This is a genomic window from Undibacterium sp. GrIS 1.2 (assembly GCF_040544435.1).
GTDB lineage: Bacteria > Pseudomonadota > Gammaproteobacteria > Burkholderiales > Burkholderiaceae_D > Undibacterium.
In genome coordinates, this window is sequence record NZ_JBEONP010000010.1 from 1 (window position 1) to 25,046 (window position 25,046).

The 25,046-nt window shown below is 46.1% G+C and carries 24 protein-coding genes and 1 tRNA gene; 8 read left to right on the plus strand and 17 right to left on the minus strand.

The window, feature by feature from the left end:
• Nucleotides 1-80: 80 nt before the first annotated feature.
• The 7 genes from AAKU61_RS05865 to aceB all read right to left on the minus strand — a co-directional run bounded on the left by AAKU61_RS05865 (nt 81) and on the right by aceB (nt 6,455).
• Nucleotides 81-380: a hypothetical protein gene (locus tag AAKU61_RS05865; RefSeq protein WP_354330453.1), complete on the minus strand. Its 300-nt coding sequence runs from the start codon at nt 378-380 to the stop codon at nt 81-83.
• 170 nt (nt 381-550) lie between these two features.
• The gene (locus AAKU61_RS05870; RefSeq protein WP_354330455.1) at nt 551-784 is read right to left on the minus strand and encodes a hypothetical protein; all 234 of its coding nucleotides are present in this window, start codon (nt 782-784) and stop codon (nt 551-553) included.
• Between the two features lie 243 nt (nt 785-1,027).
• Nucleotides 1,028-1,121, minus strand: a tRNA-Ser gene (locus tag AAKU61_RS05875).
• Between the two features lie 99 nt (nt 1,122-1,220).
• A complete protein-coding gene (locus AAKU61_RS05880; protein ID WP_354330457.1) occupies nt 1,221-2,471 on the minus strand; it encodes an aspartate kinase in 1,251 nt (416 codons plus the stop codon).
• A gap of 458 nt (nt 2,472-2,929) precedes the next feature.
• A complete protein-coding gene (locus tag AAKU61_RS05885) occupies nt 2,930-3,496 on the minus strand; it encodes a DUF1415 domain-containing protein (RefSeq protein WP_354330458.1) in 567 nt (188 codons plus the stop codon).
• Between the two features lie 199 nt (nt 3,497-3,695).
• A complete protein-coding gene (gene aqpZ, locus AAKU61_RS05890; protein ID WP_323492576.1) occupies nt 3,696-4,385 on the minus strand; it encodes an aquaporin Z in 690 nt (229 codons plus the stop codon).
• Between the two features lie 483 nt (nt 4,386-4,868).
• Entirely contained in the window at nt 4,869-6,455 is a 1,587-nt protein-coding gene (aceB, locus tag AAKU61_RS05895) for a malate synthase A (RefSeq protein WP_354330460.1), read from the minus strand.
• Between the two features lie 202 nt (nt 6,456-6,657).
• Here aceB and AAKU61_RS05900 point away from each other — a divergent pair, with 202 nt between their 5' ends.
• Entirely contained in the window at nt 6,658-7,563 is a 906-nt protein-coding gene (locus tag AAKU61_RS05900) for a LysR family transcriptional regulator (protein ID WP_354330462.1), read from the plus strand.
• Nucleotides 7,564-7,696: 133 nt separating this feature from the next.
• Here the strand turns inward: AAKU61_RS05900 and AAKU61_RS05905 are convergent, their stop codons facing one another.
• Nucleotides 7,697-7,900, minus strand: coding sequence for a cold-shock protein (locus AAKU61_RS05905; RefSeq protein ID WP_322118507.1), 204 nt, complete (start codon nt 7,898-7,900; stop codon nt 7,697-7,699).
• A 448-nt stretch (nt 7,901-8,348) separates the two neighbouring features.
• On the opposite strand from AAKU61_RS05905, the gene AAKU61_RS05910 reads away from it, so the two are divergent.
• Together AAKU61_RS05910 and AAKU61_RS05915 are read left to right on the plus strand one after the other, a co-directional pair.
• The gene (locus AAKU61_RS05910; RefSeq protein WP_354330464.1) at nt 8,349-8,705 is read left to right on the plus strand and encodes a hypothetical protein; all 357 of its coding nucleotides are present in this window, start codon (nt 8,349-8,351) and stop codon (nt 8,703-8,705) included.
• Nucleotides 8,702-9,724 (plus strand): CapA family protein, encoded by a 1,023-nt coding sequence (locus AAKU61_RS05915; protein WP_354330466.1) that lies wholly within the window; start codon nt 8,702-8,704, stop codon nt 9,722-9,724. The genes AAKU61_RS05910 and AAKU61_RS05915 overlap by 4 nt, the downstream gene beginning before the upstream one ends.
• A gap of 92 nt (nt 9,725-9,816) precedes the next feature.
• Here AAKU61_RS05915 and AAKU61_RS05920 read toward each other — a convergent pair whose 3' ends face one another.
• Nucleotides 9,817-10,134 carry a 2Fe-2S iron-sulfur cluster-binding protein gene (locus AAKU61_RS05920; RefSeq protein WP_354330468.1) on the minus strand — a complete coding sequence of 106 codons (318 nt, stop codon included), beginning with the start codon at nt 10,132-10,134 and terminating at the stop codon, nt 9,817-9,819.
• Nucleotides 10,135-10,279: 145 nt separating this feature from the next.
• Between AAKU61_RS05920 and AAKU61_RS05925 the strand changes: the two genes are divergently transcribed.
• A complete protein-coding gene (locus tag AAKU61_RS05925; RefSeq protein WP_323492583.1) occupies nt 10,280-10,618 on the plus strand; it encodes a hypothetical protein in 339 nt (112 codons plus the stop codon).
• A 136-nt stretch (nt 10,619-10,754) separates the two neighbouring features.
• On the opposite strand, the gene AAKU61_RS05930 is transcribed toward AAKU61_RS05925, so the two are convergent.
• Entirely contained in the window at nt 10,755-11,051 is a 297-nt protein-coding gene (locus tag AAKU61_RS05930; RefSeq protein WP_322118502.1) for an SCP2 sterol-binding domain-containing protein, read from the minus strand.
• A gap of 64 nt (nt 11,052-11,115) precedes the next feature.
• Between AAKU61_RS05930 and AAKU61_RS05935 the strand changes: the two genes are divergently transcribed.
• Nucleotides 11,116-11,583 carry a VOC family protein gene (locus AAKU61_RS05935; protein WP_354330470.1) on the plus strand — a complete coding sequence of 156 codons (468 nt, stop codon included), beginning with the start codon at nt 11,116-11,118 and terminating at the stop codon, nt 11,581-11,583.
• 76 nt (nt 11,584-11,659) lie between these two features.
• Here AAKU61_RS05935 and AAKU61_RS05940 read toward each other — a convergent pair whose 3' ends face one another.
• The 3 genes from AAKU61_RS05940 to AAKU61_RS05950 are packed head-to-tail and all read right to left on the minus strand — an operon-like array spanning nt 11,660 to nt 14,046.
• On the minus strand, nt 11,660-12,289 hold the full coding sequence (locus AAKU61_RS05940) for a class I SAM-dependent methyltransferase (protein ID WP_354330472.1): 630 nt from the start codon (nt 12,287-12,289) through the stop codon (nt 11,660-11,662).
• A 9-nt stretch (nt 12,290-12,298) separates the two neighbouring features.
• Nucleotides 12,299-13,108, minus strand: a complete 810-nt coding sequence (locus AAKU61_RS05945; RefSeq protein ID WP_354330474.1) for an HAD family hydrolase — start codon at nt 13,106-13,108, stop codon at nt 12,299-12,301.
• Complete coding sequence (locus AAKU61_RS05950) at nt 13,105-14,046, minus strand: CysB family HTH-type transcriptional regulator (RefSeq protein WP_354330475.1); 942 nt, start codon at nt 14,044-14,046, stop codon at nt 13,105-13,107. The genes AAKU61_RS05945 and AAKU61_RS05950 overlap by 4 nt, the downstream gene beginning before the upstream one ends.
• Nucleotides 14,047-14,291: 245 nt before the next feature.
• Between AAKU61_RS05950 and AAKU61_RS05955 the strand changes: the two genes are divergently transcribed.
• The gene (locus tag AAKU61_RS05955; protein WP_354330477.1) at nt 14,292-16,562 is read left to right on the plus strand and encodes a patatin-like phospholipase family protein; all 2,271 of its coding nucleotides are present in this window, start codon (nt 14,292-14,294) and stop codon (nt 16,560-16,562) included.
• Nucleotides 16,563-16,653: 91 nt separating this feature from the next.
• On the opposite strand, the gene AAKU61_RS05960 is transcribed toward AAKU61_RS05955, so the two are convergent.
• Nucleotides 16,654-17,640 carry a fumarylacetoacetate hydrolase family protein gene (locus AAKU61_RS05960; protein ID WP_354330479.1) on the minus strand — a complete coding sequence of 329 codons (987 nt, stop codon included), beginning with the start codon at nt 17,638-17,640 and terminating at the stop codon, nt 16,654-16,656.
• A gap of 691 nt (nt 17,641-18,331) precedes the next feature.
• Here AAKU61_RS05960 and AAKU61_RS05965 point away from each other — a divergent pair.
• Nucleotides 18,332-20,083: a methyl-accepting chemotaxis protein gene (locus AAKU61_RS05965; protein ID WP_354330481.1), complete on the plus strand. Its 1,752-nt coding sequence runs from the start codon at nt 18,332-18,334 to the stop codon at nt 20,081-20,083.
• A gap of 331 nt (nt 20,084-20,414) precedes the next feature.
• Here the strand turns inward: AAKU61_RS05965 and AAKU61_RS05970 are convergent, their stop codons facing one another.
• The gene (locus tag AAKU61_RS05970; RefSeq protein WP_354330483.1) at nt 20,415-21,581 is read right to left on the minus strand and encodes a hypothetical protein; all 1,167 of its coding nucleotides are present in this window, start codon (nt 21,579-21,581) and stop codon (nt 20,415-20,417) included.
• A gap of 169 nt (nt 21,582-21,750) precedes the next feature.
• On the opposite strand from AAKU61_RS05970, the gene AAKU61_RS05975 reads away from it, so the two are divergent.
• Complete coding sequence (locus tag AAKU61_RS05975) at nt 21,751-22,926, plus strand: ABC transporter substrate-binding protein (RefSeq protein ID WP_354330485.1); 1,176 nt, start codon at nt 21,751-21,753, stop codon at nt 22,924-22,926.
• Between the two features lie 91 nt (nt 22,927-23,017).
• On the opposite strand, the gene cobD is transcribed toward AAKU61_RS05975, so the two are convergent.
• Together cobD and cbiB are read right to left on the minus strand one after the other, a co-directional pair.
• Complete coding sequence (gene cobD, locus AAKU61_RS05980) at nt 23,018-24,070, minus strand: threonine-phosphate decarboxylase CobD (protein WP_354330486.1); 1,053 nt, start codon at nt 24,068-24,070, stop codon at nt 23,018-23,020.
• Nucleotides 24,071-24,086: 16 nt separating this feature from the next.
• On the minus strand, nt 24,087-25,031 hold the full coding sequence (gene cbiB, locus AAKU61_RS05985; RefSeq protein ID WP_503012586.1) for an adenosylcobinamide-phosphate synthase CbiB: 945 nt from the start codon (nt 25,029-25,031) through the stop codon (nt 24,087-24,089).
• Nucleotides 25,032-25,046: the final 15 nt, after the last annotated feature.

Here is a 25,046-nt window from a genome sequence, read left to right on the forward strand (position 1 = left end):
CTGAAGACAAAATCACTAAAAAAGCATCATTTTATTTTTTAAAAATTCAACCTTTGCTGAAACGGCTCTGATTAAGGCTGTCATGCAAAGGTCTCATTGTAAATATACGCACTGCGCACGCCACCTTTTTCAATCACTGCCAGCCAAAGTGTGCCGACAGTGAAGTCACTATTGCCGCTGATGCCACGGATTTCAAACAAATAGTTGTCCGGCGTCTGCAATCCCTGAGGCAGCAACTTTTCGTGCTCAACACGTGACTGCGTCATCGCGGTTTCTACGGGCCAGCGACCTGATTTTATATTTTGCTGTGCATAAGAAATGATGGCGCTTTCGACATAACGCGTAAAAGCATCAGATGACATAGGGACAAGAATTGACATAGATTTTTTTGTTGTAATGTTGAATGACTACAATGAGAAAGACTCTGTACGCTGATGCGTGATTTATATAAAAACAACATGAGAAGTCATATACTCCCCAATATTTTTATGAAAACTCCTCCTAATGTCCAATTAATCTAAGGATAGCTTAGATATACCTACCAGGAGTATTAATAATAAAGATCTAAATTTAAAGCAAAAAACTGTAAGAAGCTCAACACTTCATTAGTGCTTATATACGCCTTGGTAGAAAAATAATTAATTTCGGGTGAGAACATAAATTTCGTAATTGGATCAATTTTCAAACGAATCCCCCTCTCCGCCTTCTGCCCGGCAATCCCGAATATCACACCTCCGAGTATGCAAAATAAGATAGCGACCATTACGTAATTTCGAATTTTCATGGCGCTATCCTTTGTATGTTTTCAGTTATTCTCTAGAGAAAATACTGCAGAGTATTTAATGATGTCCTACCAGCACTTATTCAAGATTATTTCTTTGTATTTACTGCCGATGTAACCAAAAGCTCAGTTTGATTGCAAAAATCGTCGAACGCGTTCCAACACGAGATGGTATACCGAATGGCACACCAGAAAGCCAAAAAGAAAAATGCCCACTTAACTCTCGTTAAGTGGGCACATATTCTTTGGCGGAGGCGGTGAGATTCGAACTCACGATACAGGTTTAAGCCCATATGCTTCCTTAGCAGGGAAGTGCCTTCGGCCACTCGGCCACGCCTCCACACTATTGCAACTCTTTAACTCAATCACAATAGAGACCGAGATAATAGCCGCTAGCTTTCATTTGGTCAACCACTAGAACCAAACAAGGACTATTTTTTTACGCAGATTCCAAACCGAATGCTTTATGTAGCGAACGTACTGCTAATTCCATGTATTTCTCGTCGATCAAAACTGAGATCTTGATTTCTGACGTAGAGATCATTTGAATATTGATGCTCTCTTCCGACAAAGTGCGGAACATTTGCGAAGCAATGCCAACGTGGCTGCGCATACCGACACCGACGACGGACACTTTAGACACTTTTGGGTCACCAATGATGCTGCCTGCGCCGATGTGAGCTTTAACGCTTGCTTCTAATACCGACATGGCCTTGGCGTATTCGCCACGCGGCACGGTGAAAGTGAAGTCAGTTTTGCCGTCTACCGATTGGTTCTGGATAATCATATCCACTTCGATATTGGCATCCGCAATCGGACCCAGGATTTGGTAGGCGATGCCTGGTTTGTCCGGCACACCGAAAACGGTAATTTTTGCCTCATCACGATTAAACGCGATGCCGGTGATGGTTGCTTGTTCCATGTTGGTGTCTTCCTCAAACGAAATCAGGGTGCCGGAATTCATTTCTTCTTCCAGCGGAATTAATGGGTCTGTCAATGAAGACAAAACACGGGTTGGCATGCGGTAGTTACCGGCAAATTCGACTGAGCGAATTTGCAGCACTTTAGAACCGAGCGATGCCATTTCTAACATTTCTTCAAACGTGACTGTATTCAGACGGCGGGCATCCGACACCACGCGCGGGTCGGTGGTGTAGACGCCATCGACGTCGGTATAAATCAGGCACTCTTGGGCTTTGAGGGCTGCGGCAACTGCAACGGCAGAGGTATCAGAGCCGCCGCGTCCCAGCGTCGTAATATCGCCTTTTTCGTCAACACCCTGGAAACCGGTGATGATGACAATCTTGCCCGCGTCCAGATCAGCGCGCACCTTGGTGTCGTCAATCGATGCAATGCGTGCTTTTGTGTGTGCAGAGTCGGTTTTAATCGCGACTTGCCAGCCAGCATAAGATACTGCTTGCTTGCCGATGGCTTGCAACGCCATCGCCAGCAGACCCACAGAAACTTGTTCGCCGGTAGAGGCGATCATATCGAGTTCGCGCGGATCAGGTTGATCCATAATTTCTTTGGCGAGGCCGATAATGCGGTTGGTCTCACCAGACATGGCGGACGGCACCACAACAATCTGGTGGCCTGCATCATGCCATTTGGCGACGCGCTTGGCGACGTTCTTGATGCGTTCTGTCGAACCCATCGAAGTACCGCCGTATTTGTGGACGATTAGAGCCATAGATAAAAACCTAAAGGGTGAAAAATGCGGAAAAACAACCCTTTACTCTACATGCTGCTACGCAAAATAACAAGCCTGACCTGCCTATTTTTTAAGCAGATCCAGCGATACTATCTGGCCTGATGTAGATTGAGATATGAAAATTTGATCAGAGTGTTTACAAAACCACCAAGCTAGCTGAAATTAATCTCGGCATCTGATGTAAAGACAGAATTGATTTAACTCTCTAATAACGAAGAATACAGGGAGTATATAAAATCACCTAGCTATCCTCCATATTTTAATGGAGGACGATGAAAAATAACTATATACACCAACCCAGTATACTAAATAAACCGAGTTAAATGATTAACCTGATTCAATCAAAAAAACGAACGAGACAAATTACTTTTACGCATATCGATATAAAAAAAAGATTGCAGATCAATGCCGAAGATCATCAATTATTACCGGACAAATCATTTTTTACGATAAGCAGAAAATAATTTGCGCCAGCCTTCATGACCTAAGTCGCGCATCGTTTGAATATTTTTTTCATAAATCGCGTCTGCGTCGGGGAAAGCCTCAACCGCTTTGTCGATGCTTTCTTCTCGCAATAAATGCAGTGTTGGATACGGTGAGCGATTCGTAAAATTCTCAATATCGTCAGATTCGGTATCGGCAAATTGGTAATCTGGATGGAAGCTGGCAATTTGGATGATGCCTTCCAGATTCAGTTCATGCAGTGCGGCGTCAGCCACATCGAGAAAGTCGTTATAGTCTAAAAAGTCAGTCAACACATAAGGATGAATCAGCAAGCTGGTCTCAATTTTTTCAGGATTGGCTTCTGCTAACAGCTCTAATTCGTTGATCAGTTCTTTTAACAATTCCTCGGGCGTGTGCGCTTCGCTCACGGTAAAGCGGATTTGCTGTTTGACCTGCACTGCTTTGGCAAAAGGGCATAAATTCAGGCCGATCACTGCCTTTTCTAACCACCGCTCAGTGTTGATAATCACGTCGGTACTACTGATAAATTGTTCAGGCATGGTGATATCTGAAATAAAAGAAGGCTCAAGAATAGCATGCAATTATTTCATGGCGCATTGCACCATAAAGATAAAACAAACTACTCAAGAACCTTGCTTAGTTTTGATCAGCAAGTGATGGCTATCAAAATGCAATGCAGCAATGATATGGCATCAATACGGCATTAATGCGGCGTTAAGCCAAATGATCTTAATCCGCTTATTTACTATCGCCAGCGATCATTTTATAAGTCACCGCGCCGATCACTGCACCAACAATCGGTGCAACCCAGAACAACCATAGTTGCTGGATCGCCCAGCCGCCGACATAAATCGCCACGCCAGTGCTGCGCGCTGGATTGACCGAGGTATTCGTGACCGGAATGCTGATCAGATGAATCAGTGTCAGCCCCAAACCTATCGCAATCGGCGCAAAACCTTTTGGCGCGCGCGCATCCGTAGCGCCCATGATGATCACCAAAAACATCATCGTCATCACAGCCTCGGTCAGCCAGGCTGCTTGCAAAGAATAGCCGCCTGGCGAGTGCTCGCCAAAGCCGTTAGAGGCAAAACCGGCAGATACATCAAAACCTGGCTTACCACTGGCGATCAGATATAAAACTCCACCGGCAACGATACCACCCAACACTTGTGCCACGATATAAGGCAGCAATTTATTCGCAGGAAAACGGCCACCAACCCACAAACCTATCGATACCGCTGGATTTAAGTGACACCCTGAAATATGACCAATCGCATATGCCATAGTTAATACCGTCAAGCCAAAAGCCAGCGATACGCCATGCAAACCAATGCCAACACCGGGAAACGTGGCCGCCAACACGGCACTACCACAACCACCTAAGACCAGCCAGAAAGTCCCAAAAAACTCCGCGCCATATTGTTTCATTTTTATACTCACTTTTCTATGAAGAGGGATTTACCATCAATCGTCATGCATTCGCCAGTTGAAGAATTGCCAGGCAAACACAGTGGGCATAAATATAACAAATTAAACTTGCCTTATTGTTAAAATTTGTCATCTCCTGCTGATTTTTTCTGAGATTTAAACTTCTTTAGCAAATTATGAAAGATGGCAGAGAGTTCGCAGCTATCGGACTAAGGCAGAGATACTGGATATCAATCTTGCTTGTTTTTTCTACAAACGCTGAACTAATTAATAATCGATTAAAATATACTCCGGGCATGTATATATTAATAATCCATATAATCATTGGACATTAAAGGATTTATTGAGGATTTTATGGGGAGTATATTTTTATATTGTTTAAAATAAAAAAACGACCCGTATAACTTACGGGTCGTTTTTAGGTAGCTGAATAACTACTTTTTTGATCAATTTTGACGCAACGAAACTCCCGCTGCGAGCAATTTAAATCTCTTCGTACAACGGCAAGGTCAAAAATTCTGCAAACGAATCTGAAGTCGACATCTCTTCAAAAATCGTCGCAGCGCGGTCATAGCTTGCACCGGAGCCGACCAAGTCCTTCACTTTGGCCAGTTCTTCGGGAATCATCGCGCGCACCATATCAGCGGTGATTTTTGTGCCGTCTTCGAACACGCCTTTGCTGGAGCGTATCCACTGCCAAACTTGTGAACGACTGATTTCAGCAGTAGCGGCATCTTCCATCAAGTTATGGATTGGCACACAACCGTTGCCAGCCAGCCAGGCGCCAAGGTAATGAATACCGACGTTGATGTTGTAACGCAAACCAGCTTCGGTGATTGGTGTTTCTGGTTGGAAGTTGAGCAAGTCTTTGGCAGTAACTTCAATATCAGGACGCTGTTTAGAAATTTGATTTGGAGCGTCGCCCAATACTTTTTTGAACTCGGTCATCGCCAGTTCAACCAAACCTGGATGAGCAACCCAGCCGCCGTCGTAACCATCAGTAGCATCGCGCGCTTTATCAACTCGTACGCCGCCCATTGCAACATCATTTTTTGCCGGATCGTTTTTGATCGGAATCAACGCTGCCATGCCGCCGATTGCCGGTGCATTGCGTTTGTGGCAAGTTTTCAGCAACAACAATGCATAAGAGCGCATAAACGAGGCTGTCATAGTGACTTTAGCGCGATCTGCGAGGCAGAAATTTTTGTCATTCTTGAATTTTTTAATGCAAGAAAAAATGTAATCCCAGCGACCTGCGTTTAAACCTGCACTGTGCTCACGCAATTCGTACAAAATCTCATCCATCTCAAATGCAGCAACGATGGTTTCAATTAATACGGTTGCCTTGATCGTGCCTTGTGGCAAACCGATCTCGTTTTGTGCCATAACAAAAATATCGTTCCACAAACGCGCTTCTAAATGGGACTCTAATTTTGGCAAATAAAAGTAAGGACCAGCGCCGCGAGCTAATTGTTCTTTGGCGTTATGGAACAAAAACAGGGCGAAATCAAAAATACCGCCGGAGATGCGTTTGCCGTCAACCAACACATGTTTTTCGTCCAAGTGCCAGCCGCGGGCACGCACTACCAAGTTCGCAATCGCATCGTTGAGTTTGTAGCTTTTACCATTTTGTTCCAAGCTGATCGTGCGGCGCACGGCGTCGCGCATATTGATCTGGCCACTGATCTGGTTGTCCCAGTTTGGCGTATTGGAATCTTCAAAGTCCGTCATGTAACTGTCGGCACCGGAATTCAGTGCGTTGATCACCATCTTGCGCTCTACCGGCCCGGTGATTTCAACCCGGCGGCACTCCAGAGCTTTAGGAATAGGGGCGATCTTCCAGTTACCTTCGCGGATGTGTTTGGTTTCTGGTAAAAAATCTGGCAATTCACCAGCATCTAAACGCAGCACCCGTGCGGCGCGTGCGGCCAGCAATTCTTGGCGACGCGGCTCAAATGCACGGCTCAGTTTAGCGACTAACTCCAGGGCTTCCAAGGTCAGGATTTGCTCAAAGCCTGGTTTGATTTCGCCCTTGATTTCCATACCGGTTGGCAATTTGATTTGTGTCATGCGTTTCTCCGTTGATTAAAGTAAAAGTCGAGATCTGGATGCAAAGTATATTCAGCAAAAACCTGAATAAACAAGATGTTTTATCATTTTATCTTTGCGTTTTAGTTAAAGATAAATGACAAAACCCTCAAACATCATTTATATTTGTCATATATGACTACGCATCGTGGCTTAGTAATCACTCATTTTTAATGGCGATCACATGGATCAATTCAAACAAATCTCCACATTTGCAGAAGTCGCAACACGCGGTAGCCTGTCCGCTGCAGCTCGGGCAGAAGGCGTTGCACCAGCGATGATAGGTCGTCGACTGGATGCATTAGAAGAGCGCCTAAGCGTCAAATTATTGCAAAGAACCACCCGTAAAATCGCATTGACCAATGAGGGTGCTGCGTTTTTAGAGGATTGCCAGCGGATATTAGCAGAGCTGGAGGAAGCCGAGACATCGGTATCCGAACGCAGTGCACGAGCCAGCGGACAACTGACGATCTCTGCGCCTGCAGGATTTGGCCGGCAACATGTCGCACCGCTGGTACCTTCTTTTTTAAGCGAACACAGAGATGTTAAGCTGACCCTCAGCCTGAATGACCGGGTGGTAGATTTGATCGGCGAAGGTGTTGATGTTGCGATACGTATCGCATCGTTAACAGATTCCAATTTGATCGGGGTTAAATTAGCCGACAATAAACGGGTAGTTGTCGCCTCCCCCGCCTATATCAAGCGATTTGGTGCGCCCATGTCTTTGGATGAATTAAGCCATCATAACTGCCTGGCTTTTAATAATGATGGCAGCCAGCGTGGATGGACATTTCGGCAAAACGGGAAAAATGTCGTCCTTAAAGTCGATGGCAATATGGTTTGTAATGATGGCGAGGTATTGCATGATTGGGCACTCGCAGGCAAAGGCCTGGCTTGGCGCTCGATGTGGGAAGTCGGTACAGAAATTGAGTCCGGCAAATTGGTTACCGTGCTCGATGATTTCACTGCACCGGGCAATGATATCTACGCTATTTTTGCGCAACGCCGTCATTTACCACTGCGAATACGAGCCTTCGTTGATTTCTTACGTCATGCGTATAGCAAACCAAACTATTGGCACAAGACCTGACAACAAAATGAGATAAGAATGAAAAGCGGCGATGAAAGTCGGAGATTTTTAACAAGACGAAAAAAATCCCCGACATGTCGAGGATTTTTACTTAACGACTTTAACAAGTCACATTCAGCGTTCTAATCAGAGATTAGATGCCTTGAATGTTAGAAGCTTGTTTGCCTTTTGGGCCAGTTGTTACGTCGAAAGAAACACGTTGGTTTTCTTTCAAAGATTTGAAGCCGGATGATACGATCGCTGAGAAATGAGCGAACAAATCTTCGCCGCCTTCGTCTGGAGTAATGAAACCAAAACCTTTAGAATCATTGAACCATTTTACAATACCTGTTGCCATTACAATTTCCTATTTCAGTTAATGTGGGCGAATGCCCGGTAAATCGTTTCAACCAAGAAGAAATGACAGACTGATACTGCACTACCACCTAGAATCTCAACGATTATTTGATTATACCTACAAATTTTAGACAAAGTAAAATAAATTGATGGCAGCAACACAAAAAATGCTTTTATACACAATAAGTGCGGCGCTCCGACGTTGGATACTTAAATTGCTTGCAATCCAAAACTAATACTAAGGGAAAGTAAAATTCGTTAGACTATAGCGATTACTCAAAGCAAATCTGCACGCTTTCTTCCTGTTACCAATCTTCGATCAGATCAAATCAATAATGCTATCAAGCTCAAGCCCCAACCATTCCGAACACTTCAATTCAGCAAAGATTTTAAAGAAGAGCTTTCCCGTTTTATTAGCGGCTGGATTATTTTTTTGCTGCGATGTCGCGATGGCAACACCAGTTTTACGTTGTGAAGTCACTTATGCAGGTAGCACCCAAATAGTGGAGACAAAGTCGGTGAGTGATCCTTACGCCGTGGAGTCGGTTGATATCGGTGGTCGCTTTTTGTTTAAAGCAGTGATGGTCGGAGCGAAGCTTCCGAATGCAAAACCGATTGATTACATCAAGTTGTATGTGTACTTCCAAGGGCGCCACTATGATGTGCCTATTCACCAAGCGACCTATTTACCGCCATTTAGCTATTCTGACTCACCTACCCCGCTAACCCCGCTTAACAGCCTGTATGCGGGTGAAGTGGAACGTGAATTGCAGTACCACTGCACACTGCAAGGAGCAAAGCCATGATGCGTAGCGTTCATATTTTTTTCGCTATGGTTGCTGGCTTAGCGTTTTGTAATCCATGCTGGGCTAAAGATAAAAGCCCAGAAGACGGGCTGGTCAGTATCTTATTTGCAGGTGACATTGTTCTCGATGGCAAACCGGGGAAAATGATTGAAGACGGGCGCGATCCATTTGCAGATTTCGCCCCTATTCTGGCGAATGCCGATATACGTATTGGCAATCTTGAATGTGTAGTCGCCACTGTTGGCAACCCAGTAGATAAAAATTTCAATTTCCGTGCACATCCACGCAGTCTTGCTGTCTTAAAACGTCACTTTGATGCCGTCGGCATTGCTAATAATCACTCTGGTGATTTTGGCAGGGAGGCATTTAGCGAAATGCTGGGGCTGCTTGACCAGCAGAAGATACCGCATTTTGGTGGTGGCCAAAATTTACACGAAGCACATACGCCATTAATTATAGAACGCAAAGGATTACGTATCGCTTTCCTCGCTTATAACGAATTTATGCCACGTAGTTTTGAAGCGGATGCCAAAGCTGCGGGTATTGCGTGGAGCGAGGATGAACAAGTTGTAGATGATATACGCAAAGCACGATCTGTTTACAAAGCTGATCTGGTCATCCCATTTATGCATTGGGGTTGGGAAAACGAGTTACTTGCAGGTGATCGTCAGCGTAAGTTGGCTCACATCATGATTAAAGCCGGTGCGGATGCCGTAATCGGTGGTCATCCACATGTAATACAAGACGTGGAACATTACCAAGGCAAGCCTATCATTTATAGCATAGGAAATTTTATGATTGATGCGCTAGACAACGAGGCGCAAACAAAAGGTTGGGTAGTGCGATTGCATGTCAATCGTCAAGGTGTACAGGCTTGGGATACGCGTTTAGCAAAAATTGATGAAGACGGAATCCCACATCCAGTTGTCGATGCGCAAACCTCATGCTGGAACCGGACTGACAACAAAGTAACTCCATGCGCTTATGATGCTGGACAAACGCAACAGGCCAAACAGTAGGTCGCGGTAGCAATCTCTAAACAATGTAATTACATCTGATAATTACAGCATGCCGTTGGCCAGACTATCTGGCTGACGGCATTCATAGCCAACTAACTATCTGTATGACCTGCAACCGAAACTGCATACGTCACATTCAGTACAAGATCAGATCTTGCCTGCGCCACGCAGGGCAAAATCGCACCATCTGATTTCTCATCAAACGACAATCCAGGCCATTCAATACGATAATCGACGCTACCGCTTAGCATATGGCAAAGGCAAGCACGGCAAGTACCATTTCGACATGAACTAGGCAAGCTGATACCAGCAAGTTGTGCGGCCTCTAATACACTCATCGACGATCTTATCGGAAAGACCAAATCTTGCTTTAGCAGATGTACCTGAAAACCTTGTTCTGTATCGCTCATTCTCCACCTGTTAAATCCTGAAGGATGCTTATTTACCTGATGACTCCTTGTCTTATCCAGTAATCTTGACTAGATTAAAAGCTCAGGCAACATTTTCATCAATCGCTATCAGATCACTAGCAATTGTTTCCAAAGGAGCAAAAAAATGATTAGTTCACCATCCTACATGCAATCTGAAGACAGCTTATCCTACAACGAGCGCAGAGGAACCAGAGCACCATTTTTTACCCTGATAGAAATTGATCCGCGCGATGTGATTGATGGTGTCATGCTAGAGCAAGGCTATTTGTCTGACGATGCGCAATCATCCGGCACCATGCGCGAAGTTTGCCCTCATTGCAACGGCGTAGCGTTACAACTGATACTACGCTTTCGTCACGTCAAGCGCGCCCATTTGTTTTGCGACTGCTGCACCCGATGCTACGACGCGCTATACCCCGACGGCAGTTCTGCCTTGGTATTAGGTGCGGTATCTCTGGTGTAAATGAATGTCTGAATGACGAAGAAGTTTTCTAAATAAGATGTCCAATAATAATGCGGCTTCTGGCCAGATATTGACTGGAAAGCCGCATTATTATTGGACATCCTTTTTTGAACTTAAAAAAACTAAACGGCAAGCGTTACAGCACTTTTTGCAAGCGCATTGCCACACTCATATCGCCAGTGACTTTGAGCTTGCCAGACATAAAGCCATTTACAGGATTTAATTCTCCGGTCAACATGGCACTCAGACTTTCTAAAGCGAGTGTCACAGTGCAAGTTGCATCCAGGTTATCGTTGCTGACCTTATTCGGCACGGTAACTGCCTCAACAAATACAACACCATCGTTACCGCAATCAAATTTCAATAAGGCATTTAAGCCGCTATCATCACCTACTTTTGCACGAATCGCATCGGTACATGCTTGTAAATCCATTGAAAATCTCCTAGAAGAAATTGAAAATTAAAACCTTGCGCAATTTACCATGACAGAGAACAAAATGATCAACAAAATGGCCCGCAAAACGACCGAAGAAATAACTGAAGAAAAAAATAGTGCCATCATCCCCTGCCTGCGTTACCGCGATGCGGTCGTAGCAATTGAATGGCTTTGTGAAGTTATTGGATTGAGCAAACATCTGGTAGTCCCGCAAGATGACGGCCGTATCGCCCACGCTCAGCTCACGCTGGGACGCAGCATGATCATGCTGGGTTCGGCGAATAAGGATATCAACGATAACAACGCCTACGGCCAATTGATAAAGCAACCGGATGAGCTAGGCGGTGCGCAAACGCAATCAACTTATATCGTAGTCCGCGACGCAGATGCAATCTATGCCAAAGCGATCAAAGTCGGAGCACGTATTGTCATCGATATTAAAGATGAAGAATACGGTGGCAGAGGCTTTAGCTTCTTCGATCTGGAAGGTCACTTGTGGAATATAGGGACTTATGACCCATGGCAGTAGGTGACATAAATAATCACACAAGGTCAATATAGTGATTAAGATTTTTATTCGTCAGCAGATCATCACTAAAATTTAACTACCGCAGCACACAAGTCAGCATCCAAAAATAATCGTTCCGGCGTATGCGGATATCTTTAGCAAATGAAGCAAATTTTTTGCGCATAAAACTATCCGTTGGAAAATTTTTCACGATATCTACACGAGTGCCATCTTCTTGCATGCGCTGTTGGTAAGTGTTGCCCTCGCTATCGGTGCGGGCAATTGGCAGACTGCTGCCTTCGACATGATTATTGTCGATCAATACCAAAACACAATCTTGTCCGACTTTAGCGCGTAGCTTTTTCAAAAAATCAGCCTGCTCTTCTTTTTTTACATGCGACCACCAAAAGCCCGCAAAGCAAGCGCTATAGTCACCCTGAGGTAAATCAAACGCATCAGCAATCGCAAATTTGACTTTGCCTTCAGGTAGATTTTTAGTTTGAGCAATATCCAGCATGATCTGATTGATATCCGTTGCCAAGACTGATTGTGCGCTGGTTGCAAAACGCTCGGTCCAATAACCGGTGCCGCAAGCGACCTCTAATACTGTGTGATTCTCTAGTACTACACTGACCCGTTCGGCCAATTCTTGCAGATCGTTTTGACGCTCTGGTTTGGCGTAAATGGTGTCGTAATTCTTCGCTCTTTGTGCGTAATAGTCGCGCATATTTTTCTTTCAGTTCAATAGGGTATTAATTAATTCTACAAATCCTGCGCCGTATTCTTGCTCGGTAATATAAGCAGGATGCGCGTCAAACCGGTCTACATATTTACGCACATTAGCAACGCCGACCGCATGCGGATAATGTGCAAACATACTGGCATCGTTGGCAGAGTCGCCAATAAATACATACTGTTGCTTTGCCAGTTCATCACTGACGCCAAATACATCCTGTAATACCTGCTGGCTCATACTTTGTTTAGAAAACGGTGTCACCGATGCGTGAGCATGGATGTTGCTGGTGGTTGCGTGCAAACCGTTTGAGCGGATCAGAGCAACCACCTGATTCAACTCATCCAACGCTAATGGTGAAATACATTCGCCGATATCAAATGCCAAATCGCCCACCCGTTGCGGGGCGTCTTCCGCCACCTGCACTTTGGAGAAATGTGCTGTCATTGTGACCGCAAATGCCTGCAATTGTTGTTTGTGTTGAAGTCGCGTGGCGGCATCAACATAGAACATCGATTGTTGTCGTCCATGCTGATCTAGCCAAAAAGCACTAGCACCATTTTCCGCAATCACGGCATCAAAACTACATAAGCGCAATAAAGGTAAAGTCCAGTACGTTGGCCGACCCGTTACCGCAATCACCTTTAAACCTGCTTGTCTGGCGCGTTGTATCGCATCTAAAGCTTCTAGCGTTAGTTTACCGTGTGTCGTAAAGGTATCGTCAATATCGGTCAGAATACCTTTTATCTGTTTGCGCTCATGCTGCGACCAGGTAGCTAAAGGCTGTAAGCGTGAAGTCAACTGGTGGCTCATAAATCGTAGGTATCTTTACCGCCTTGCATCACCTGATCAATCAACTTGCGGTTTAAAGTGGGCGTCATCAGTTCGATAAAGGTGTAGATATAACTTCGTAAATATGCACCCTGCTTGACTGCCACACGCGACACATTCATTCCAAATAAATGTCCAACCGGGATCGCACGCAAATCTTTATCACGCTCTGCATCAAACGCCATACCCGCAATAATACCGACACCCATTCCCAGTTCTACATAGGTTTTGATGACATCGGCATCAATCGCCTCCAGCAAAATATCAGGTTTTAAACTGCGTATTTCAAAAGCATGATCGATCTTGCTACGGCCTGCAAAGGCACTGTCGTAGGTGATCAGCGGAAAATGAGCGATCTCTTCCAGCGTAATATTTTTTGTCTTGAGCAAAGGATGATCAGGTGGTACCACCACCATATGCTCCCATTGATAACAAGGGAAGGAGATCAAGCCATCAATCCCGGCAATTGCCTCGGTCGCAATCGCCAGATCTGCCTGATCTCGCATCACCATTTCTGCGATCTGCTTTGGATTACCCTGCAACAGCGAGAGTCTGACCTTGGGATATTTTTGCATAAAAGCCTGCACTACTTTTGGCAAGGCATAGCGTGCTTGCGTATGCGTTGTTGCAATCGTAAAACTCCCCGTATCTTGAGCGGCATATTCTTTACCGATGCGTTTTAGACCATCAATCTCTTGCATGATCAGCTCAACTGACTTCAATACCTCACGGCCAGGCTCGGTCAAACCACGGATACGCTTGCCGTGACGAGTAAAGATATCGACGCCTAACTCTTCTTCTAATTCGATGATCGCTTTAGAAACACCAGGTTGTGAAGTAAACAGCGCTTTGGCGGCTTCGGTCAGATTAAAATTTTGCCGGACAGCTTCGCGAACAAAGCGCAGTTGGTGTAAGTTCATGAATATACCTTGGTATTTCGGATCATATTTTTTGCGCAAAAAACGGCAAAAAAATCGGGAGATTTGCTACAAAACGTCTGCTAAACGGGTGAATTGGCAGTTAAATGACATTTTTGCGCAGTAAAATAATGCTTACCGTAGTATATATTCTATTCAAGCAGATCGGCAGCTATGCAATACAAACTTAGGTATCGTACTATTTCGTCCGCTCCGCCTAATTCTGCTTAATTTCCAAAAACAATCCCATGCCAACCGCAAAAAAACTTTGTCTTGCCGTAGTCTGTCTGATCAGCTTGACCTCGCTTTTTAGTCAAAGCGCACTCGCCGAGCGCCTCACCACCACCAAACCGCTTACAAAAACACCCAAAATCTGTGTCGCTCTATCAGGCGGAGGCGCACGTGGTTTTGCACATGTGGGTGTGCTTAAAGCGCTGGAAGAACTGAATGTACCGATTGACTGCATAGCCGGTACCAGCATGGGCGCGGTAGTTGGGGGTCTGTATGCAGCAGGACTATCTGCAACCGAGATCGAACAAAGATTACAAGCATTAAAGCTAGACGATATTGCGCTGGACCGGGTGCAAAGGCGCATGTTACCAGAAGCCTTGCGAGAAGAAGATACACAATATCCGCTGGGAGCCACACTAGGTCTGAGCGCCAGCGGAGTGCGTTTACCTAGCGGTGCGGTGCAGGCAACCCAATTTTTAGAGTTATTGCAGAACTGGACTGTGCATATTCAGCCTGATATCAACTTTGATAAATTGCCAATCCCATTTCGTGCAGTTGCTACCGATCTTGAATCCGGGAAAATGGTGGTCTTTGACAAAGGTCCACTCTACACCGCGATACGTGCCAGTATGGCCGCACCCGGCGTTTTTGCGCCGGTAGAAGTCAATGGCCGCTTGCTCACTGATGGTGGTCTGGTACGCAATCTGCCAGTAGATATCGCTCGTAGTATGGGGGCAGATATCGTCATCGCTGTCAATATTGGTACGCCGCTGCTACCACGCGATAAATTGCAAAGCTTGTTTAATGTCAGTCAGCAGATGATCAATATCTTGACTGAGCAAAATGTAGAAATGCAAAAAGCGGGCCTAAAGGACTCTGATATTTTGATCGAACCTGATTTAGGGTCGATCAGTTTTATGGATTTTGGCCGCTCGGCCGAAGCATCCGTGATTGGGCAAAATGCAGCGCAAGCCATCCAAGAAAAATTACTGTCATTAAGTTTAGAACCGCATCTGTATGCGGCCAAACAACAAACACGCTTACGTCCGCCCTTACCTAGTATTGATATCGCTTTTGTCGATGTAGTGACTGACGGTGCGATACCAGAAATGGATATCCGCCGTCAGGTATCCATCAAAATCGGTAGCAAATATAACGCCGAAGAGATCAACCGTAAATTAGCAGTGTTAAATATCACCCGAGAATTTGATAGCATCAACCACCAGCTAATACAACGTAATGGCGAGTACGGCGTGCAGATCAACGCTAACGGCAGAAATTGGGGCCCGCATTTCTTACGTTTTGGGTTAGCGCTATCTGGCGGCTTTGAAGGTGCCGGTGGATTCCGTCTGCAAGTCGGGCATCGCCGCCCTTGGCTGACAGATAGCGGATTAGAGTGGCGCAATGATGCAGAGTTTGGCAGTCTGATTCGCGTTCGGTCTGAATTGCGCCAACCTATTTTTGAGCGTGAAGGCTCCTACCTGTCGCCATATATTGAACTGGGACAAAATGCCCGTAATCTGTATAGCGATGATGTTAGGATTGCTGAATACAATCTGCAAAAAATCCAGCTCGGCCTGGATGTCGGCATTCCATTAGGTGAGTTAGGTACCTTGGGTGAAGTCCGCTTCGGTATCGCTGGCACCCGCTACCGCGTTCGTCCTAAGCTGGGTGGTTTATTAGTTCAAAATAGCGATGGCAGCTTGGGGTCTCAGCCCTTACCTAGCGCAAATCTTCAACAAGCGGGTTTCAAAAGCTCATTTGTGATTGACCAATTAAGTGACTCTGCCTTCCCACGCGATGGTTATAAACTGGCTTCCAGCCTGTTTGTCGGCGTAGATAAAAGTCGTAGCAATTATCAGGAATTTACTTTCGATAGCATCTGGGCGCAGAGTATCGACAATCAGAGCATCAACTTAAAGTTAAGCGGTGCAGGTTTATTCCAGAACGACACAGAAATCCGCGGCATCGGCACTACGCTGGGCGGCTTCCAGCAATTATCGGCCTATCAGCCAGATCAGTTTGCGGGCAATTACCTGCTGTATGGCAGTGTGACGTATCTTTTACGCGCCGTAAAATTTGAGATGGCGGGACAGAATTTATTCTTAGGTACCTCTTTTGAGGCAGGTAATGTCTGGAATTCGCGCAGTGAAATATCTTTCCCTTCATTGCGAAAAAGCGCCAGCGTATTTGTTGGATTTAATAGTTTTATGGGGCCGATTTATCTGGGTGTTGCTGTTGCACCTGCGGGTACCAGAAATATCTTTTTCCAACTTGGCAGACAATAATCAATAGAGCGAACAAATAAATAAGGCGGACAAATTAATTTGTCCGCCTTATTTACGTTGCATATTCAAATCACATATTCATGCTGCATATTTAGCGATGGTATTCGACCACACTCTGCTCAATAGCGCCGAAAATCGACTTACCATTTTTATCCAGCATCTCAATTTTAATGCTGTCACCAAATTGCATAAACGGCGTAATCGGTTCTCCGCCAGCGATCATTTCTAATGCACGTTTTTCGGCAATACAGCTATACCCTTTGCTGGCATCTTTATTCGACACCGTACCGGAGCCAACGATCGTGCCCGCACGTGCCTTGCGAGTTTTGCATAAATGCGTAATCAATTGGGTGAAAGAGAACACCATATCAACACCCGCATTGGGCTGACCAACCAGCGTGCCATTTAAGGTCGAACGCAACGGTAAATGCACTTTGCCGTCTTTCCAGGCATCGCCCAATTCATCTGGCGTCACCGCAACTGGCGAAAAACTTGAGGCAGGTTTGGATTGAAAAAATCCAAATCCCTTCGCCAATTCCGCTGGAATCAAATTACGTAATGAGACATCATTGACCAGCATCAGCAAACGGATATGCTCTGCTGCATGCTGCACCTTGACGCCCATCGGGACGTCGCCAGTGATGACAGCGACCTCGCTTTCAAAATCGATGCCCCACTCTTCTGACAGCATTTCTATATCGTCTTTGGGGCCAATAAAATCATCACTCCCGCCCTGATACATTAAAGGGTCATGCCAAAAACTATCTGGCATATCCGCATTACGTGCCTTACGCACCAACTCCACATGATTAACATAAGACGATCCATCTGCCCACTGGAAAGCGCGCGGCAAAGGTGCCATGCAATTAGCGGCATCAAAATCAAACGTATTCACCGCCCTGCCCGCATTTAAGCGTTCATAGGCCTCGTCCAATTGCGGCGCAATAAAGCCCCAGTCATCTAAAGCCCGTTGCAAGGTAGGCGCAATGCCATCGGCAATCATGGCAGTTTTTAAATCGCGTGAAACAATCAATAACTGACCATCACGAGAACCATCTTTAAGGGTCGCAAGTTTCATAATTTATTCGTCTGTATTTTTCGTTTGTATTTTGAGAAGATTGAACCGACACTGCATGAATAGTCATACTGGTATCAGCAAAATTTGTTGCACCATTTTACACTGGCAGTGCTGATAAAACCCCGATTTGAGTATCCTAGCCAAGCTTGCATGAATGTCATTTATGCAAACTAATGACGGTATCGCAATCCAGCTTGATAAGATATTCGGGCTCTATTTTTCCCTTGAATTTCTACCTATTTTTTCTTCTTTATTATTTCCATTTTTCATACACTCACTGAGTATATTTTAGTCGTCCATACATTAATTGGACTATCAAGCATTTTTTATAAAAATAATGGGGAGTATATTAAGGTCGATCATTATTGGATAGCAATTTGCTCTCGGCAAGTAAATAATCTAGCTTTACTTCACATCAGAATTTAATATAATTTTTGTGTAAGTTTCGAATCAATTTCACGACTTAGCATAATCAACATCTAATCAGGCAAATTCTGTGGCAACATAGTTTTGTATTTAAGACTCACGCCACCAGAGCCGTTTTGCGTCAGTCTTGGCATTCAATTTTTACCTTAATCTTTACCTGAAGCCGTACTCTCAATTTGCACGCTCATGCCTGTCTAAAGTGTTTTGATTCCAGCGAACCACTCCCACCGCTACTGTTAGCTGTGGTGAGCCAAAAGGAAGAACAATGAACTTCAATAACTTCAAAATCGGTACTCGCCTCGCGGTTGGATTTGGTTCTTTGATGATCGTACTGATCTTGCTGATCGCCATCAGCGCAATCCGTTTAACCTCCATCGGCAGTGCGAACAAACACATCGTCAACGAGAACTGGCCAAGTGCTGCACTGGCTTTTAAAATTGACGCCAAAATGCGGGAAAACGGTAGCCGGACGATGGAATTATTTATCATGTCCGACCCGGCAGCACGGGCAAAACAATATGCCTCAATAGATGCAAATAAAAAACAGATTGTCGAGTGGACAGACCAGCTGACCAAACTGGCGACTAGCCAAAGCGCTAAGGATGTATTGGCAAAAATGCTGGTCTCCCGTACTGCCTTCGTTGCGTCGTTTTCTAAAGTTGCCGACCTGATCGAGCTGGATCAGCGTGATGACGCTGCCAAGATGATGAGTAACCAGACCTTCCCGGCCTTGGAGGTTTTGTTGACTGATTTGAATACGATTATTCAAGAACAAAATAAAGAGATGGATGTTAATGGTGTCCAAATCACCGAGGATATTTCTTTCTCACGTACGCTGGTATTAAGTCTGGGTTTTGCTGGTCTGATTGCTGGGATATTTTTTGCCATCTGGATTACGCGCTCGATTACCGGACCGTTGGGAGAAGCGGTGTCTGTTGCGCGCCTGGTGGCAGAAGGCGATTTAACCCACCGCATCCAAGTCAAATCACGTGACGAAACCGGACAACTGCTCAGCGCCTTAGCCGACATGAACAATAGCCTGGTGATGACCATAGGCCAGGTACACCGGAGCACAGAAACCATCGCCACGGCATCAGGCGAAATCGCATCCGGCAATGCGGATCTGTCTGCACGTACCGAATCACAGGCCGGATCACTGGAGGAAACCGCGTCCTCAATGGAAGAGCTCACCTCCACCGTCAAACAGAATGCCGACAACGCCAGACAGGCAAATCAATTAGTCATTTCTGCCAGTGGCGTTGCGATCAAAGGCGGCGAAGTGGTGGGACAAGTGGTTGAAACCATGGGATCGATTAAAGAAAGCTCGCGCAAGATTGTGGACATTATTGGCGTGATTGACAGCATTGCATTCCAGACCAATATCCTTGCTTTAAACGCCGCCGTAGAAGCTGCCCGTGCTGGTGAACAAGGACGCGGCTTTGCGGTGGTCGCATCAGAAGTCCGCAACCTTGCTCAGCGCAGCGCAGGTGCTGCAAAAGAGATTAAAGAACTGATCAGTGACTCAGTAGAAAAAGTTGATCATGGTAGCAAACTAGTCGATCAGGCTGGCCAGACTATGGGCGAAATCGTCGAGTCTGTGCGCCATGTCGCCGACATCATGGCCGAGATCACTGCGGCCAGCCAAGAGCAAAGTTCTGGCATTGAACAAGTCAACCAGGCCATCACACAGATGGATGAAATGACACAGCAAAATGCAGCACTGGTCGAGCAAGCCGCCGCCGCCGCCGAGAGCATGAAAGAAGAAGCCGCAGCCCTGACCAATGCGGTCAGCGTATTTAAACTCAGTAGCGCCTCAGCTTCTGTGACGCCAAACATCAGCGCGCCAAAATCGACCAGAGCCACCAATACCACCTCTGCAATCAGCAAAACGCCGGAAAGAGTATCAAGCGCAAAACCAGCTACTATGAAAAAGCTAGCCGTTAAATCATCGGCAAAACCAGCTCCAATAAAGAAATCTATGCAGACTGAATCTACTGAGGGCTGGGAAGAGTTTTAGCAACGGCATTGAATCTGGATTGAATACGGATTCAATCCAGATTTGACAAAAAATTACCTATACTCCCCATAATTTTTATAGAAATTACCTTCTAAGCCAATGATTCTATGGACAACTTAAATATACTAATGATGAGTATATTAAATAAGCCAGTAAGAGTATTTCATACGCTATCGCTAGCTGACCTGAAAAACACTGACGTGGTCAATAGTTGAATAGCCGACGTTGGCAGCAAGTTTTTTGATCCGCCAATTGAAAAAATAAGCAAAAAAAAGCCCCTGCATAAACTGGGGCTTTTTTCAAATTACGGTCTGATTCAATCCGTAGTTATTCAACGGCGATCCGGCTCACCATTTCGATTATCCCGACCTCGCTCATTTTCCGGTCTTTTTTCAGATTTGTTTTCTCTTGGCGCTTCGCTCCTGTTTTCACGCTGCTCGGGAGGGCGTTGTACCTGCACAGGTGCTGGTGGTTGCGCTGCTTGCGTTGGCTGCACTGGCCTGATCGCCTGAGGTTGTGTTTGCAGCTGTTGTGGCGAACGTAATTGCTGCTGGTTACGCGGTTGTTGCTCCATGCGTTGCTGCTCTGCACGTTGCTGTTGTTCCGCTCGTTGCTGTTCATTACGTTGCTGTTCATTACGTTGTTGCTCTGCACGCTGTTGGTCGGCTCGTTGCTGTTGTTCAAGGCGCTGATTTTGCTCCGTACGTTGTTGTTGCTCTGCGCGTTGTTGCTGCTCAAAACGCTGGTTTTGTTCCACCCTTTGGTTTTGTTCCACACGTTGCTGTGGTGCTTGCTGCTGTAGTTGCGGTGGTGCCATCCTTTGGTTTTGTTCAATACGGGGATTAGCGTTCTGCTCAACACGTTGGTTGGGTGCCTGACCGGGCATTTGATTTCCCATATTGCGTGGTGGCTGAAAACGTTGCTGAGTAATTGCTTCACGCGGTTGATAGCGATAGTTTTGTACCAGAATTGTATGCTGTTGCTCTACCGCTCTAGGATAGCGGTTACCAGAATATTGACGTTGATAAATCGGTAGCGGCGCAGGCTGCGGAATTGCCCGACGATCCCAGTGATCCCAACCGCGGTGACGCCATTCCCAATCGTTGCCCCAATGATCGCCCCAACGCGGCGGCGCATCGTATACCCAGCCACGGAAGTAGACCGGCGGGCTGCGATAGTAACGCACAGGGACACGCAAAACATAAAGCGGCACGTATTCAGGCTGCGTTAATTCCCACGGGCCGTTATACCAACTACTGGCGTACCAATTATCGCGTTGGTAGACCCAGTACAAGCCATCATAAAAGAAGTAATTCGCGTTAGCGCTGGGATTATAATAAACCGGATAGTCAGGTACCTGAACCAAGTCAGGGTAGGACGACATATCAATATCTATACTAATGCCAGGCAATTGAACATCAATGTCAACTTGCGCATATGCGGAACTGACAGACCCCATCAGGATGGATAGTGCAATAAGTGGATAACGCATTTTCATTTTTTATCCTTTTAAAACGAATTATTTATATTGTAGAGTTAGCTTGCCATCGCATGCCAAATTGGGTCAGTACGCTATCGTACACTTCACACACTAAATGACTAATCGCAGTACCATATCAATTCATAAAAATCAGGATGCAAAAGCATCAACAACATAGGAGACCTTCATGCAATTCAAAAAATATCTTATCCCTCTACTCGGTACGCTGTGTCTGGCAGCCAGCAGTCTGTCTGCTCAGGCGCAAGAAACGATCAAAGTCGGTGTAGTCGCAGCATTTTCTGGTCCTTTTGCTGATTACGGCAAACAGATCGAAGGTGGCATCAAAGCCTATATGCATCAATACGGCGACAAAGTTGCCGGCAAAAAAATTGAAATCATCATCAAAGATACAACTGGCCCTGCCCCTGATATAGCTAAACGTTTGGCGCAGGAATTGGTTGTCAGAGATAAGGTAGATTTTTTAGCTGGCTTTGGTTTAACACCCGAAGCATTGGCTGTTGCACCGATTGCAGAACAAGCTAAAAAGCCGATGATTATTATGAATGCAGCAACATCAATCATCACTACCAAGTCAAACTATATTGCGCGCTTTTCTATGACTTTGCCGCAAGTATCTGGGCCGATGGCAACTTGGGCAGTAAAAAATAATATTAAAAAAGTCGTGACTCTGGTGGCAGATTATGGTCCCGGCATTGATGCAGAAACTGCATTTAAAACTAATTTTATCGGCGGTGGCGGCACTATCGTAGAGTCAATCCGGGTGCCATTGCGCAATCCAGAATTTGCACCCTATATCCAAAGAATTAAAGACGCAAAGCCAGAAGCGGTATTTATTTTTGTCCCGGCTGGTGAGCAAGGTGTGGCATTTATGAAAGGCTATCGTGAACGTGGTCTGGCAGAGGCTGGGATCAAAGTTATCGCCACTGGCGATTTAACAGATGACCATGTACTGCCTGCGATGGGCGATGCAACCTTAGGTGTAATTACAACTTTCCATTATTCTGCTGCGCACAATTCGCCTGAGAATAAAGCGTTTTTAAAACATTTTGCTGAAGCCAATCCGGGTGCGGGTCGCGCCAACTTTATGGCAGTTGCAGCGTATGACGGTATGGCCGCCATTTATGAAGTAGCAAAGAAATTAAATGGCAAGATCGATGGCGATAAAGCGATGGCAATCCTAAAGGGAATGAAAATCAATAGCCCACGTGGCCCCATCATGATTGACCCGGCAACGCGCGATATCATACAAACCGTCTATGTGCGCAAAGTTGAAAAAGTTGGTGGCGAATTATTCAATGTCGAGTTTGATCAATTTGCGAACATGAAAGACACTGGCAAATAATTGTCTCGACTCGGTACGCCAGGTGCTTAGAACAAAATTCGAAAACCTCGCAATATTTTGCGAGGTTTTTTTTCGTGTATTGATAACTACTTTATGTCTGACGAGCCCCCGTCTGTGCCAATGTCTTTTTCAATGCCTGCTCTAACCTCTGCCAGCCGGCCTCATCAGGTGGCAATCCAAAACGTACACCGCGCGCAGCTGTGCGGAATAGTCTAAGCCAGACACCTTGCTCTGCCATGCGCTGCCAAAATAATTCAGCATCACAGGCTAAACTTTTCTCACTACACCATTGAAACAGATCCGTGCCGCTACTATTGATGTGATGTGACTGCAGCAGTTGTCGCAAACGTTCACCCTGCTCTGCTAAGAGGATACGGGTTGCGCTGTGCCAGTGGCGATCATTGAATGCGGCGCAGGCAATCGCTTGTGCGGGACCGCTAATGGTCCAAGGACCTAAATGATTTTCTAAAGCTTGGAGCAAATCTATTTGTGCGGCGACAAAGCCGAGTCGTAATCCTGCCAGACCAAAAAATTTACCAATGGAGCGCAGTACGATCAGACCCGGACGATCTGTAAAGGCAGCAACGCTGATGGCTGGTGTCGTATCAGCAAAGGCTTCGTCCACGATTAGCCAACCACCCCGGCGTGCCAGTTGTGCTGCCCAGTCCAACAGAATATCTGGCGTAATAGTTGCGCCAGTCGGATTGTTAGGATTGCAGACTACGACTACATCCGCATCGGCAATTGCTGTTGCTAATTGGTCGTAAGCTAGCTCACGAACCTCATGTCGTAGATATTCGTCATATCCGTTCCGGCTATGCGCTTGCCGCCATTGATGTGCATGCTCGGCATACGACGGGGCCGATATTACGACTTTGGATGCTGGCCGAAGATAGGGCAAAGCCTGAATTGCGGCTTGCGTTCCCGCTACGGCAAACATCGCTGGCGCGCCATAAAATGCTTGGGCAGCCTGGCTTAATGCCAAAGATTTTTCAGGTAAACGGTGCCAGGCATTCGCAGTCAATAATGTTCGCGATACCGGATAAAAATGCGGATTCAGGCCAGTCGATAAATCTAGCCACTCCGCTAGCGGCCGACCAAAATGAGTAATCGCATCACGTAGATTGCCGCCATGTTCTAGCATATCGAAATGTGCCTTGTTATCTATTCAGCAGAGTCGCGGCGATGGTCAAACAACCCAGCCATAATAAGCTGGCATTGCGCACCAACAGCCATGCTCTTGGAATATCCCGCGCCATCGGCGGTTTACCCGCACCTAAAGTTGGTCGTTGTTCTGGCACGCCGTCGTAACTAGCCAGACCACCTAACGTGACCTCCAGCGCACCGGCTCCGGCTGCCATTACTGGCCCTGCATTGGGGCTAGGCCATTGAGGTGCCTGTTTCTGCCAGCATTGCCATGCGAGTTGCGTATTGCCCAAAACAGCGTAAGAGATCGCAGTGAGTCTTGCAGGTATCCAGTTGAGACCATCATCAATGCGAGCGGCGACACAGCCAAAGCGTAAAAAGCGCGGCGTGCGATAACCCCACATAGCATCCAGCGTATTTGCCAGACGATACAACACTGCGCCAGCACCACCCAGAAGTACAAACCAGAACAACGTGCCGAACACGGCGTCACAACCATTTTCTAATACGGACTCTACCGCCGCTTTAGAACAATCCTGCTCGGTCGCCTGCGCTGTATCGCGGCTGACGATGTAAGACGTGCGGAGTCGGGCCTCGGCTAAATCACCTTTGATCAGCGCACGGAAAATCGGCTCAGCGTGGTCGCGCAAGCTTTGTAAGCCTATGCATAAATACAGCAAGACGGCATGCGCTGCCACAGCCAGCCAAAGGTTGAAGTGCGTACACCAGATTAGCAGCGCCTGTGTCAGACCAACAATCGGCAAGACCACCAAGCACCAAGCCAAAGCACCGACCAGTCGATTGGCCTCGGGACGATTCAAATAAGATTCAAATAGGTTTGCCAGGTTGCCAAAACCTACCAGCGGATGCCAGCGCCGTGCCTCTCCCAACCAGGTGTCCAACGCCAGGCCTAGCGCAACGCAAAGTAAAACCAGACTGGAAGTCAGCATTAACATGATATTGGCGTTATTGGC